A 12,994-nucleotide genomic window follows, 5' to 3' on the forward strand; every position below is an offset into this window, starting at 1 on the left:
GATCACCGCGCCGTTCATCGTCATGCTGACCGACATCTGGTCGAGCGGGATGCCGTCGAAGAGGATTTTCATATCCTCGACGCTGTCGATCGCCACCCCCGCCTTGCCGACGTCGCCGACGACGCGCGGATGGTCGCTGTCATAGCCGCGGTGGGTGGCAAGGTCGAAGGCAACCGACAGCCCCTTCTGCCCTGCGGCGAGGTTGCGGCGATAGAAGGCGTTCGATTCCTCGGCGGTCGAGAAGCCCGCATATTGCCGGATCGTCCACGGCCGCCCCGCATACATCGACGCGCGTACACCGCGCGTGAAGGGCGCGAAACCGGGCAGGCCGGGGTCGGTCTGGATGTCCTCGGCCGTGTAGAGCGGCTTGACGTCGATCCCCTCGGGCGTGTGCCAGGTAAGGTCTTTACCCTTCACTTCCTTGTCAGCGGCGGCCGCCCATTGGTCGAGGGTCGGTTTGTCGGTCATATGCAGTCTCTTTTTCCCAAAAACCGTTCGCCCTGAGCTTGTCGAAGGGCCGTTCTTGTCTTGAACGAAGAAAGGACGGTGCTTCGACAAGCTCAGCACGACCGGAAAATGATGTCAGTGCGCCCCCTTCGGCGTCTCCATGATCTCGGTCAGCACCCCGCCCATGTCGCGCGGATGGACGAAGAAGATCGGCGTCCCGTGCGCCCCGATCCGCGGTTCGCCGAGCACGCGCTTGCCCATCGCCTCGAACTCCGCCTTGGCGGCGTGGATGTCGGGGACCTCATAGCACATATGATGCTGCCCGCCCTGCGGGTTCCGTTCGAGGAAGCCCGCGATCGACGCATTGCCGGGCAGCGGCTCGATCAGCTCGATCTGCGTGCCGTTCGTCCCACCCTCGCCGGGCGTATCGACGAAGCACACTTTGACGCCCTGATCGGGCATGTCGAACGGCTCGCAGATCGTCGTCGCGCCCATCACGTCGCGGTAGAAGGCGATGCTGTCGGCGATGGACGGCGTCGCGACGCCGATGTGGTTGAGGCGGCCCAGTTTCATATCAAAGTCTCTCCAGTTTCGTCATGCCGGACCCGATCCGGCATCCCGCTTAGACCTCGCGGAACAAGGATAGCGGGACCCCGGATCAGGTCCGGGGCGACGCCAAACTACAGCGGAATATTGTCATGCTTCTTCCACGGGTTCTCCAACTGCTTGTTCCGCAGCTTCCGCAGCCCCAGCGCGATCCTTTTCCGCGTGTTGCGGGGATGGATGACCTCGTCGATATAGCCGCGCGATGCCGCGACGAAGGGGTTGGCGAAGCGATCCTCATATTCCTTCGTGCGCTCGGCGATCTTCTGCGCGTCGCCGATGTCGCTGCGGAAGATGATTTCGACCGCGCCCTTCGCGCCCATCACCGCGATCTCGGCGGTCGGCCACGCATAGTTCAAATCGCCGCGCAGATGCTTCGACGCCATGACGTCGTAGGCGCCGCCATAGGCCTTGCGCGTGATGACCGTGATCTTGGGCACCGTCGCCTCGGCATATGCGAAGAGCAGCTTCGCGCCATGTTTGATGATGCCGTTATATTCCTGCGCGGTGCCGGGCAGGAAGCCGGGAACGTCGACGAAGGTGACGATCGGAATCTCGAACGCGTCGCAGAAACGTACGAAGCGCGCCGCCTTCTTCGACGAATTGATGTCGAGCACGCCCGCCAGCACCAGCGGCTGGTTGGCGACGATGCCGATCGTGCGCCCCTCGATGCGCCCGAAGCCGCAGATGATGTTCGCGGCGTGCGCCGGCTGCACCTCGAAGAAATCGCCCTCGTCGACCGTCTTGCGGATCAGCTCGTGCATGTCATAGGGCTGGTTCGCATTAGGCGGGATCAGCGTGTCGAGGCTGTCCTCGGCGCGGTCGTAGGGATCGCTCGTCGGGCGCACGGGCACGCCGGCGCGGTTGTTCTCGGGCAGATAGTCGAAGAAATCACGCGCCGCGAGCAGCGCCTCGATGTCGTTCTCGAACGCCAGGTCGGCGACCGAGCTTTTCGTCGTGTGCGTGATCGCGCCGCCCAGTTCCTCCTGCGTTACCACCTCGTTGGTCACCGTCTTGACCACGTCGGGACCGGTGACGAACATGTAGCTCGAATCCTTCACCATGAAGATGAAGTCGGTCATCGCGGGCGAATAGACCGCGCCGCCCGCGCACGGCCCCATGATGAGCGAAATCTGCGGCACCACCCCCGACGCCAGAACATTCTTCTGAAACACGTCGGCATAACCGCCGAGCGATGCGACACCCTCCTGAATTCGCGCGCCGCCCGAGTCATTGAGGCCGATAACCGGCGCCCCCACCAGCATCGCCTTTTCCATCACCTTGCAGATCTTCTCCGCATGGCGTTTCGACAATGAACCGCCGAAGACTGTAAAATCCTGGCTGAAGACATAGACGAGCCGGCCGTTGATGGTCCCCGATCCGGTCACCACGCCATCGCCGGGGATTTTCTGGTCCTGCATCCCGAAATCGACGCAATCATGCTCGACATAAGTGTCGAGCTCCTCAAATGAATCCTCGTCGAGCAGCACGAGCAGCCGCTCGCGCGCGGTCAGCTTGCCCTTGGCGTGCTGCGCGTCGATGCGCTTCTGCCCGCCCCCCAGCGCGGCGGCGGCGCGGCGGCGTTCCATTTCGGCGATATTGGCAGACATGCGGCTCTCCACGGATATTGAGCGGTCCGCCCTGCCCCGTTCGGCGCCCGGTGGCAAATGTGAATTTGCAAAGTTGCGAAGTCGGAATTTGCAAAGTAGAGCCACACCATAGGCCGTTCGTGTCGAGCGAAGGCGAGACACCCAGCGACCTTGCGCCACACTGATGGGTGTCTCGACTTCGCTCGACACGAACGGAAATGAGAGGTTTCGTGCCATGACCCGCCAACGCATCTTCGCCGGCAGCCGCATGCGCCAGCTTCGCGCCGAGCGCGGCCTGCGGCAGGCCGGGTTCGCTGCGAGGCTCGGCATCTCGACCTCCTACCTCAGCCAGATCGAGCATGACGACCGGCCGCTGACCCCCGCGCTGCTCGACCGGCTGCAAAGACTGTTCCCGCTCGAATGGGAGGAGGTCGCCGCCGACGCGGGCGACCGGCGCGCGGGCGCGCTGCGCGAGGCGGCGGCCGATCCGCTGTTCGCCGCCGCCCCGATCGCGCCCGAACAGCTCGAACGCGCGGCGCTTCAGCAGCCGCAACTCGCCGACCAGTTCGTCGCGCTGCACGCCGCCTATCGCCGCGCCGGACAGCGGCTCCAGATCATCGACGAGGCGCTGACCGGCGGCACCGCGGAAGGCAGCCGCCTGCCATGGGAGGAGGTGCGCGACTGGTTTCACGACGCGGGCAATTACGTCGACCGGCTCGACCGCGCCGCCGAGGAACTGGCGAAGGGGCTGCGCGGCGCGTCCTCTGCCCCCTCTCCTGCGGTCGAGACGATCGAGCGGCGGCTGCGCGATGCGCTCGGCATCTCGATCGTTTACAATCAGGCGCAGGCGCTGCGCGATTATGACGCGACGATGCGCCACCTCGTCATCGACCCGTCGCAACCGCCCGAAAGCCGCCGCTTCCAGCTCGCGCACCAGCTCGCGGCGCTGGCGCTCGCGGACGAGATCGCGGCGGTGGTCGAGGCGTCGCCGCTGCGCACCGCCGCGGCGCGCCAGTTGCTCCACGTCGGTCTCGCCAACTATGCGGCGGGCGCGGTGCTGATGCCCTATACGCCCTTTCGCGCCAGCGCCCGCGCGGTGCGGCACGATATCGACCGGCTACGGCTCGAATATGGGGTCAGCTTCGAACAGGCGTGCCACCGCCTCTCGACGCTCCAGCGCCCCGGCGCGCGCGGCATCCCGATGTTCTTCTGCCGCGTCGACATGGCGGGCAACATCACCAAGCGGCACAGCGCGACGCGGCTGCAATTCGCGCGCTTCGGCGGCGCCTGCCCGCTGTGGATCGTCCACGAGGCGGCGGCGATCCCCGACCGCATCCTGTTCCAGCTCGCCGAGACGCCCGACGGCCTGCGCTACGTCTCGATGGCCAAGGGGCTGGTGAAGCCGTCGGGCAGCTATGCCCGCGCCCCGCGCCGCTATGCCGTCGCGCTGGGGTGCGAGGCGCGATACGCCGCCGACTTCGTCTATGCCGACGGGGTCGACGTCGATGCGCCGCAGGCTGCGGCACGCATCGGCCCGTCGTGCCGCATCTGTCCGCGCGACGACTGCGACCAGCGCGCCTTCCCGCCGAGCGACCGGCCGATATTGGTCGATCCTGATCGAAGGGACGTGGTGCCCTATCGGATCGGGTGACCAATTCCCCTCCCGCTTGCGGGAGGGGGCTGGGGGTGGGTCTGCGACGGTGCCTCTGCCCACCCCGCTGCGAGTAGCGAGCAAGCTCGCAACTCTCGCTTCCCCTCCCGCTTGCGGGAGGGGAGCGATTACTTCAGCAGCACCAGTTCCTCGGCCATGCTCGGGTGCAGCGCCACCGTGGCGTCGAAATCGGCCTTGGTCAGCCCAGCCTTCACCGCGACCGCCGCTGCCTGCAATATCTCCGGCGCGTCGGGGCCGATCAGGTGCAGGCCGACGACCTGGTCGGTCGCCTCGTTGACCACCATCTTGTAGAGCGCGCGTTCGTTGCGGCCGGCGAGGACATTCTTCATCGCGCGGAAATCGCTCGTATAAACCCGGATCGAGCCCAGTTTATTGCGCGCCTCGGCCTCGGTCATGCCGACGGCGCCGATCGGCGGATGGCTGAACACCGCGCTCGGAACATTGGCATAATCGACCGTCGTCGGCTTGTCGCCGAAGACCGAGTCCGCGAACGCCTGCCCCTCGCGGATCGCCACGGGGGTGAGCTGGATGCGGTTGGTCACGTCGCCGACGGCATAGATGCTCGGCACCGACGAGCGGTTGCCCTCGTCGACCTTCACGGCCCCGTCGGCGTCGAGCTCGACGCCCGCCTCCGCGAGCCCCAGTCCGCGGGTGTTCGGTACCCGTCCGGTCGCCACCAGCACCGCGTCGGCGGGAATCGGGTCGCAATTGGCGAGATGAACCATCAGCGAGCCGTCGGCCTGCTTCTCGATCGACTGGAAGGGGGCGTTGAAGCGGAACTCGATGCCCTTGGTCATCGAGATCTGCAACAGCCGGTCGCGGATCTGCTCGTCATAGCCGCGCAGGATCGCGTCGCCACGATTGACGATCGTCACCTTGCTGCCGAACTCGTTGAAGATGCCGGCGAATTCGTTGGCGATATAGCCGCCGCCCGCGATCACCACGCGCTGCGGCAGCGTTTCGAGGTGAAAGACCTCGTTCGAGGTGATCGCATGCTCGCTGCCCGGAAAGTCGGGGACGAAGGGCCAGCCGCCGGTGGCGATCAGGATGCGCTCCGCAGTCAGTTCGCGCCCGTCGGCCAGGCGCACGGTCTGCGGCCCGGCGACCGTCGCGCGCGTCTTGAAGACCTCGACCTGGTGATTGTCGAGCGTCTGCCCGTAAAGCCCTTCGAGCCGGGTCACCTCGGCCAGCACATTGTCGCGCAGCCGCGCCCAGTCGAAGCGGCAATCGGGAGGAACGTCCCAGCCGAAATGGCGCGCGTCCTTCAGGTCCTCGGCGAAATGGGCGCCATAGACGAGCAGCTTCTTGGGGACGCAGCCGCGGATGACGCAGGTGCCGCCGACCCGATGCTCCTCCGCCACAGCGACGCGCGCACCGTGCGAAGCCGCGACGCGGCTGGCGCGCACCCCGCCCGACCCGGCGCCGATGACGAAAAGATCATAGTCGAACTTGGACATGGAAGAGCCCCCGCACTGGAATGATTGGCTGGCGCCTATGTGGGTGGGCGGCGCCGGCTTGCCAATCGAATTTTGCGGTCAGTGCGAAACACTTGTCGTTGCGGCCCCGGACGGATCGGCAATTATCCCTTTTCGGCAGGTAACCGTTCCCCGGCGAAAGCCGGGGCCCATGCGAGGCAGGCGCACGCATCTGGACCCCGGCTTTCGCCGGGGATCACCAGCATCATTGTCTCAAGGGCATGAACGCCGACTAGATCTGGGGGAGTCATCTACAGCGGTGTACGCAACTCCGGATTGCCGCGTCGCCATGCTCCTCGCAATGACCCTATGGGTTATTCCCCCAGCGCCGCCTGCATCAGCGCCTGCGTCGCCGGATCGAAGGCAACCGTCCCCTCGGCCAGACCCTTCGCCATTTCCTTGCCCAGTTCGACCCCGAACTGGTCGAACGGGTTGATGCCCAGCAGCACCGCGTTGGCGAAGACGCGATGCTCGTAGAAGGCGATGAGCGCGCCCAGCTGATGCGGCGTGACCTGTTCGAGCAGGATCGTCGCCGAGGGCCGGTTGCCCGGATAGGCGCGCGCGCCGTCCTCGCTCGCACGTCCGGCCATCAGCGCCGCCCCCTGCGCGATGCAGTTGGCGACGAGCGTTTCGTGGTGCGCGGCGTCGAGCAGATCGTCGGCCTCGCGCGCGACGACGAATTCGACCGGGACCAGATGCGTGCCCTGATGGAGCAGTTGGAACACCGCATGCTGGGCATCGGTGCCGACGCCGCCCCAGGTGATCGCGGCGCTCGCGCGGCCCAGCGGCTCGCCGTCCAGCGTGACGCCCTTGCCGTTCGATTCCATTTCGAGCTGCTGCAGATAAGAGGGAAGCAGCCGCAGCCGCTCGTCATAGGCGAAGACCGCGCGCGTCTGGCAGCCGAGGCGGTTGGCATAGAGCTGGTCGGCAAAGGCGGCGAGCAGGCAGATGTTGTCGGCACCCTCGGCCAGCCGGAAATGCCGGTCCATCTCCGCCGCGCCTTCGAGCAGTTCGGCGAAGGCGTCCCAGCCGAGCGCGAGCGCCGCCGGAAAGCCGATCGACGACCACAGCGAATAGCGCCCGCCGATCGTCTCGCTGAACGGCAGGATGCGCGTTTCGTCGATCCCCCATTCCATCGCCTTGTCGGGATTGGCGGTCAGCGCGACGAAGCGTCCGCTGGGGTCCTCGACCCCGCCCTCCTCCAGCCATTGCAGCGCCGACGCGGCGTTGAGCAGCGTCTCGGTGGTCGTGAAGGTCTTCGATGCGACCGCGACCAGCGTATATTCGGGGTCGAATTTCGCGAAGGCCTCGCTCAGCGCGGCCCCGTCGACATTCGAGACGACGGTGACGTCATAGCGCCGGTCGTGCCGCCCGAGCGCGTCGACGAGCAGGTCGGGGCCGAGCGCCGAACCGCCGATGCCGATGTGCAGCAGGTGGCGGATTTCGCCGAACGCCCCGGCCTCGATCGCGTCGACCAGCATGCGCATCCGCTGGTGGAGCGCCTGCGCGCGATGCACCGAATCGGGCGCGCCGTCGCCGCGCTCGGCGCTGTGCTCGGCGGCGCGCTCCTCGGTGGGGTTCACGATGCCGCCCGAAAACAGCGTCTTTCGCCGGCCCGCGAAATCCTGCGCCTCGGCCAGCCGCGACAGGATGGCGACCGCCGCATCGTCGAGGTGCGTCTTGGCGAAATCGAAGCGGATGTCGGCGACGCGGCGGACGAACGCCTGAAGCCGCGCATCGGGATCGGCGGCGACAAGCTCGGCGAGCGGACGGGGCTGCCAGTCGGCGAGGGCCTGCCAGGCTTCGGTGGCGGTGGTCATCGGATGTCCTCTTGGTTTCCGCTCGATGCGAACGGGATCGGGATGTGGCTTTCTCCATAAGCCAGCGGCGGTGCCCATGCCAGCGTCGTCCGCCGATATTCGCTTGACCTTCGCGTCCATTCGTCGCCAATGCGCGGCATGACCGACGCCAGCGCAACCGCCAGAAATTCCGCCGCCCCGACTCCCGCGCCCCCGGCCCCCGCTCCGATGTCCGCAAAGGAGGAGGCGGTCGACACCATCCGCTTCCTCGCGCTGCTCGCGGTCGCGGTGCTGATCTTCCGCAGCTTCTTTCTGTCGCCCTTCAACATTCCGTCGGAATCGATGCAGCCGCGGCTGCTGATCGGCGATTACCTGCTCGTCAACAAGATGGCCTATGGCTATTCGAAATACAGCCTGCCGTTCAGCGTGCCGCTGATCCCCGGCCGCATCTTTCCGCGCACCCCCGAACGCGGCGACGTCGTCGTGTTCAAGGCGCCGCCGGTGGGCGACAACGACTATATCAAGCGCGTCATCGGCCTGCCCGGCGACACGGTGCAGGTGAAGGACGGCGCCGTCTGGTTGAACGGCCGGCCGCTGAAGCGCGAGCCGATGCCCGATTTCGTCATTCCGGTGACGCAGAACATGATCGACGCCTCGCGCGCGATGGGCACCCTGCCCTGCTATTCGCCCGAGTTCGAGGAGACCGCCGCCGACGGCGGGCGCCAGTGCCGCTACAAGCAGTTCCGCGAGACGATGCCGAACGGCAAAAGCTATCCGATCCTCGACATCACGACGATCCAGCAGGACAATACGCCGCCGGTCACGGTGCCGGCCGGGCATCTGTTCCTGATGGGCGACAATCGCGACCGCAGCGCCGACAGCCGCTTCCCGGCGGTGGAGAATGAGGGGATCGGCCTGGTTCCCGAAGAGAATCTGGTCGGCCACGCGCTGGTCGGCATGTTCTCGACCGACGGCTCGGCGAGCTGGCTCAACCCGATCAGCTGGTTCACCGCCGCGCGGTGGAGCCGCATCGGGGACGGCTTTTGAGCGAAGGCGCGTCCGCCGAAACCATCGCCGCGATCACCGGCGCGCCGCCCGGCGACCTTGGCCTCTATCACCGCGCGCTGACCCATGGCAGCAGCGGCGCGGGCGATTATCAGCGGCTTGAATTCCTGGGCGACCGGGTGCTGGGGCTGGTGATCGCGTCCGAGCTGTTCCGCCGGTTTCCGAAAGCGAGCGAGGGCGAGCTTTCGTCGCGCCTGCACGCGCTGGCATCGGGCGAAACCTGTGCGCGCATCGCGCAGCGGCTCGACCTCAACGCACATGTCCGCTTCGGCGCGCAGGCGATCAGCGACGGCGGGCGGCAGAGCGACAATGTCGCCGCCGACGTGCTCGAAGCGCTGATCGGCGCGCTGTGGCTCGACCGGGGCGAGGTGGCGGCACGCGCCTTCATCGTCCGCGAATGGGGCGCGATGATCGAGGGGCAGACCGCGGCGCCCAAGCATCCCAAGGCGGCGCTCCAGGAATGGGCGCTCGCCCGCAAGCGGCGTCCGCCCGAATATCGCCTCGTCCGCCGCGAAGGCCCCGACCATGCGCCGCGCTTTCGCGTCGCGGTCGCGGTCGGCAAGCTCGCCGAGGCCGAAGGCGAAGGCGCATCGAAGCAGGCGGCCGAAAAGGCCGCGGCGGCCGCTCTGCTCGACCGGCTGACACAGGAAGAGAAACAATGACCCAACGCTGCGGCTTCGTGGCCGTTGTCGGCGCCCCCAATGCGGGCAAGTCGACCCTCGTCAATGCGCTCGTCGGCCAGAAGGTCGCGATCGTCAGCCCCAAGGCGCAGACGACGCGCACCCGGCTGATGGGCGTCGCGATGGCGGGCGACACGCAGATCGTGCTGATCGACACCCCCGGCATCTTCGCGCCGACGCGCCGGCTCGACCGCGCGATGGTCGCCGCCGCGTGGGGCAGCCTGGAGGAGGCGGAGGCGACCCTCGTCATCGTCGATGCCGCGGCGAAGCTGAGCGGCCGCGTCGAGCGCGTGCTGGAAGGCGTCGCGGGACGGCCCGAGAAAAAGTTCCTTGTCCTCAACAAGGTCGACCTGACGCGCAAGGACAAGCTGCTGACGATCGCGACCGAGTTGAATGCGAAGCTGCCCTTCGACGAAACCTTCTTCATCGCTGCGAGCAGCGGCGACGGCGTCGCCGACCTCAAGGCGCATCTGGCTTCGCTGATGCCCGAGGGACCGTGGCATTTCCCCGAGGATGAGGTGAGCGATGCGCCCGAGCGCATGCTCGCGGCCGAAATCACGCGCGAGCAACTCTATCGCCAGCTTCACGAGGAACTCCCCTATCAGTCGACGGTCGAGACCGAGCTGTTCAAGTCGCGCCCCGACGGCAGCGCCGAAATCCATCAGCAGATCCTCGTCGCGCGCGACAACCAGCGCGCGATCGTCCTCGGCAAGGGGGGCAGCCGGATCAAGGAAATCGGCGCGAAGGCGCGCGCCGAGCTGGCCGAGTTGATGGGGCGCAAGGTCCACCTGTTCCTGCACGTGAAAGTGAAGGAGAACTGGGACGAGGATCGCAGCGTCTATCGCGACATGGGGCTCGACTGGGTCGATTGATCCTGCCCTGAAGTCGCCTGGACTATCCTTGCCTTCGTTCGTGCTCAGGGCGAACGGGGTTGGGTTAACACGCGGAATTCTATTCCTTCGCCTTCTTCTTCGCCGGGGCCTTCTTCGCGGGCGCCTTTTTCTTCGGCGCGGCTTTCTTCTTCCCCTTGGCCGGTCCCTTCGCGGCGCGCGCGTCGATCAGCGCGACCGCTTCCTCGACCGTCAGCGCGTCGGGTTCGACCGTCTTGGGCAGCGTCGCGTTGGTCGTGCCGTCGGTGACATAGGGGCCGAAACGCCCCGCCATCAGCTTCATCTCGCCGCCGCTCGTCGGGTGCGGGCCGAAGGTCTTGAGCGGCTCTGCCTTGGCGCGCGCGCCGCGGCCGCCGCCGTTCGCCGCGTCGGCGATGCGCGCCACCGCGGCGTTCATGCCGATCTCGAAGATTTCGGCGGTGCCGGTCAACTTCGCATATTTGCCGTCATGGAGCAGATAGGGACCATAGCGCCCCAGCCCCGCGACGATCGGCTTGCCGCTTTCGGGATGCATGCCGACCTCGCGCGGCAGGCTGAGCAGCCGCAACGCATAGTCGAGGTCGAAATCCTCGGCAGGGATATCCTTGGGGATCGACGAACGCTTCGCCTCCTTGCCCTCGCCGAGCTGGATATAGGGGCCGAAGCGACCGCTGCGCTTCGTCACCTCGAGCCCGCTGTCGGGGTCGGTTCCCATCGCCTCGGGGCCGTTGTCGGCGCCGTTGTCCGCACCGCCCGGCTGCGCGAACTTGCGGGTATATTTGCACTCGGGATAATTGCTGCATGCGATGAACGGCCCGAAACGCCCGCCGCGCAGCGCGAGCCGGCCGGTGCCGCAATTGGGACAAAGCCGGGGATCGCTGCCGTCGCCCTTGTCGGGGAAGAGATAGGCGCCGAGGAATTCGTCGAGCGCCGCGGTAATCTCCGACGGTTTCTGTTCCATCACCTCGCCGGTGCGCGGCTTGAAATCGCGCCAGAAGCGGTCGAGCACCGCCTGCCACTGCGCGCGGCCGCCCGACACGTCGTCGAGCTCCTCCTCGAGCCCGGCGGTGAAATCATAGCCGACGTAGCGCGCGAAGAAGCGTTCGAGGAACGCCGTCAGCAGCCGCCCGCTTTCCTCGGGGATGAAGCGGTTCTTCTCGATGCGCACATAGGCGCGGTCCTTGAGCACCTGGAGGATCGAGGCATAGGTCGAGGGCCGCCCGATGCCGAGTTCCTCCATCTTCTTGACGAGGCTCGCCTCGGAATAACGCGGCGGCGGCTGCGTCTCGTGGCTCTCGACCTCGACGCCGGTCTTCGCCGGCGCATCGCCCTTGTCCATCGCGGGGAGCAGACGACCATCCTCGTCGTCGCTGTTATCGTCGCGCCCCTCGTCATAAAGGGCGAGGAAGCCGGGGAATTTCACCACCTGCCCCGTCGCGCGCAGCATCGTCTTGCCGGTGCCGTCGGACAGGTCGACGCTGGTGCGTTCGAGCCGCGCCGACGCCATCTGGCTGGCTAGCGCGCGCTTCCAGATCAGTTCGTAGAGCCGCGCATGGTCGCCGCCGCCGACGCGGTCCCTGCCGAAATCGGTCGGCCGGATCGCTTCATGCGCTTCCTGCGCGTTCTTCGCCTTGGTCTGATACTGCCGCGGCTTGTCGGGGACATAACCGCCGTCGTAGCGGTCGGCGATCGCGCGACGCGCGGCACTGATCGCGCTGCCGTCCATCTGGACGCCGTCGGTCCGCATATAGGTGATCGCGCCGTCCTCGTAGAGGTCCTGCGCGACGCGCATCGTGTGGCTGGCGGAAAAGCCGAGCTTGCGCGCCGCCTCCTGCTGGAGCGTCGAGGTGGTGAAGGGCGGCGGCGGGTTGCGGGTCAGCGGCTTGGTCTCGACCGCATCGACGGTGAAATGGCCCGCCTTCACATCGGCCTCGGCGGCGCGCGCATCAGCCTCTGTCGTGATCGACAGCCGCTCGATCTTGTCGCCGCGCCAGCGCGCGAGGCGCGCCCTGAACGGTGTGCCGCCCATTTCGAACAGCCCGGTCACCGACCAATATTGCTGCGTGACGAACGCCTCGATCTCGCGCTCGCGCTCGACCACCAGCCGCAGCGCGACCGACTGGACACGGCCAGCCGACTTGGCGCCGGGCAGCTTGCGCCACAGCACCGGAGACAGGGTGAAACCGACCAGATAGTCGAGCGCGCGCCGCGCGCGATAGGCATCGATCAAATCGGTGTCGAGGTCGCGCGGATGCGCCATCGCATCGGTCACCGCCTGCTTGGTGATCGCGTTGAAGGTGACGCGTTCGACCGCCTGCGGCAGCGCCTTTTTGCTGCGCAGCAATTCCTGCACATGCCAGCTGATCGCCTCGCCCTCGCGATCGGGGTCGGTCGCGAGGATCAGGCGGTCGGCCTGCTTCGCCGCGTCCTGAATCTCCTTCAGCCGCTTCGCCTTGTCGGGATAGAGCTGCCACTGCATCGCGAAGCCGTCGTCCGGATCGACCGAACCGTCCTTGGGCGGCAGGTCGCGGACATGGCCGTAGGATGCGAGCACCTTGAAATCACGGCCGAGATATTTCTCGATCGTCTTCGCCTTGGCAGGCGATTCGACAATTACCAATTGCATTGAAAATCCGTTCGCTGGGAACCCTTACACGTGTGCGCGAGGGTTGCGGAGGGCTTGGCCCTTCGTCAAGAGGGATTTGGCGCAACCGTCGCCGCCCGCGAAGATGGGACCGCTCGCGGTGTCGCACAAGGCTGCCGGCGGTCCCCTCTTCGCGGGGCGACGGTGGGGA

At 66.8% G+C, this 12,994-nt stretch carries 10 protein-coding genes; 4 read left to right on the forward strand and 6 right to left on the reverse strand.

What is annotated here, in order from left to right; translation table 11 throughout:
- From ABS88_RS08205 to ABS88_RS08215, 3 genes are all read right to left on the reverse strand, one after another.
- A partial coding sequence (locus ABS88_RS08205) for a methylmalonyl-CoA mutase family protein (RefSeq protein ID WP_286749599.1) occupies window positions 1-468 on the reverse strand: 468 nt, incomplete at its 3' end.
- A 114-nt stretch (window positions 469-582) separates the two neighbouring features.
- A complete protein-coding gene (gene mce, locus ABS88_RS08210; RefSeq protein WP_104959712.1) occupies window positions 583-1,020 on the reverse strand; it encodes a methylmalonyl-CoA epimerase in 438 nt (145 codons plus the stop codon).
- A 107-nt stretch (window positions 1,021-1,127) separates the two neighbouring features.
- Window positions 1,128-2,660: an acyl-CoA carboxylase subunit beta gene (locus ABS88_RS08215; protein ID WP_067112987.1), complete on the reverse strand. Its 1,533-nt coding sequence runs from the start codon at window positions 2,658-2,660 to the stop codon at window positions 1,128-1,130.
- 214 nt (window positions 2,661-2,874) lie between these two features.
- Here ABS88_RS08215 and ABS88_RS08220 point away from each other — a divergent pair, with 214 nt between their 5' ends.
- Window positions 2,875-4,290: a helix-turn-helix domain-containing protein gene (locus ABS88_RS08220; protein WP_104959713.1), complete on the forward strand. Its 1,416-nt coding sequence runs from the start codon at window positions 2,875-2,877 to the stop codon at window positions 4,288-4,290.
- A 128-nt stretch (window positions 4,291-4,418) separates the two neighbouring features.
- Here ABS88_RS08220 and gor read toward each other — a convergent pair whose 3' ends face one another.
- Both gor and pgi read right to left on the reverse strand, forming a co-directional pair.
- On the reverse strand, window positions 4,419-5,768 hold the full coding sequence (gor, locus tag ABS88_RS08225) for a glutathione-disulfide reductase (RefSeq protein ID WP_104959714.1): 1,350 nt from the start codon (window positions 5,766-5,768) through the stop codon (window positions 4,419-4,421).
- A 332-nt stretch (window positions 5,769-6,100) separates the two neighbouring features.
- On the reverse strand, window positions 6,101-7,606 hold the full coding sequence (gene pgi / locus ABS88_RS08230; RefSeq protein WP_104959715.1) for a glucose-6-phosphate isomerase: 1,506 nt from the start codon (window positions 7,604-7,606) through the stop codon (window positions 6,101-6,103).
- 207 nt (window positions 7,607-7,813) lie between these two features.
- Between pgi and lepB the strand changes: the two genes are divergently transcribed.
- The 3 genes from lepB to era are packed head-to-tail and all read left to right on the forward strand — an operon-like array spanning window position 7,814 to window position 10,202.
- Window positions 7,814-8,632, forward strand: coding sequence for a signal peptidase I (gene lepB / locus ABS88_RS08235; protein ID WP_067109538.1), 819 nt, complete (start codon window positions 7,814-7,816; stop codon window positions 8,630-8,632).
- Window positions 8,629-9,312, forward strand: coding sequence for a ribonuclease III (gene rnc / locus ABS88_RS08240; RefSeq protein ID WP_104959716.1), 684 nt, complete (start codon window positions 8,629-8,631; stop codon window positions 9,310-9,312). Before lepB ends, rnc begins: the two co-directional genes overlap by 4 nt.
- A complete protein-coding gene (gene era / locus ABS88_RS08245; protein WP_076075051.1) occupies window positions 9,309-10,202 on the forward strand; it encodes a GTPase Era in 894 nt (297 codons plus the stop codon). The genes rnc and era overlap by 4 nt, the downstream gene beginning before the upstream one ends.
- A 79-nt stretch (window positions 10,203-10,281) precedes the next feature.
- Here the strand turns inward: era and topA are convergent, their stop codons facing one another.
- Window positions 10,282-12,825, reverse strand: a complete 2,544-nt coding sequence (gene topA, locus ABS88_RS08250; protein ID WP_076075050.1) for a type I DNA topoisomerase — start codon at window positions 12,823-12,825, stop codon at window positions 10,282-10,284.
- Between the last annotated feature and the right edge of the window lie 169 nt (window positions 12,826-12,994).

This window comes from Sphingopyxis sp. SCN 67-31 (assembly GCF_001725095.1).

Bases quoted from the DNA above. Each gene is read 5' to 3' on its own strand.
- mce (WP_104959712.1), bottom strand. From the start codon at position 1,020: ATGAAACTGGGCCGCCTCAACCACATCGGCGTCGCGACGCCGTCCATC.
- ABS88_RS08215 (WP_067112987.1), bottom strand. From the start codon at position 2,660: ATGTCTGCCAATATCGCCGAAATGGAACGCCGCCGCGCCGCCGCCGCG.
- ABS88_RS08220 (WP_104959713.1), top strand. From the start codon at position 2,875: ATGACCCGCCAACGCATCTTCGCCGGCAGCCGCATGCGCCAGCTTCGC.
- gor (WP_104959714.1), bottom strand. From the start codon at position 5,768: ATGTCCAAGTTCGACTATGATCTTTTCGTCATCGGCGCCGGGTCGGGC.
- pgi (WP_104959715.1), bottom strand. From the start codon at position 7,606: ATGACCACCGCCACCGAAGCCTGGCAGGCCCTCGCCGACTGGCAGCCC.
- lepB (WP_067109538.1), top strand. From the start codon at position 7,814: ATGTCCGCAAAGGAGGAGGCGGTCGACACCATCCGCTTCCTCGCGCTG.
- era (WP_076075051.1), top strand. From the start codon at position 9,309: ATGACCCAACGCTGCGGCTTCGTGGCCGTTGTCGGCGCCCCCAATGCG.
- topA (WP_076075050.1), bottom strand. From the start codon at position 12,825: ATGCAATTGGTAATTGTCGAATCGCCTGCCAAGGCGAAGACGATCGAG.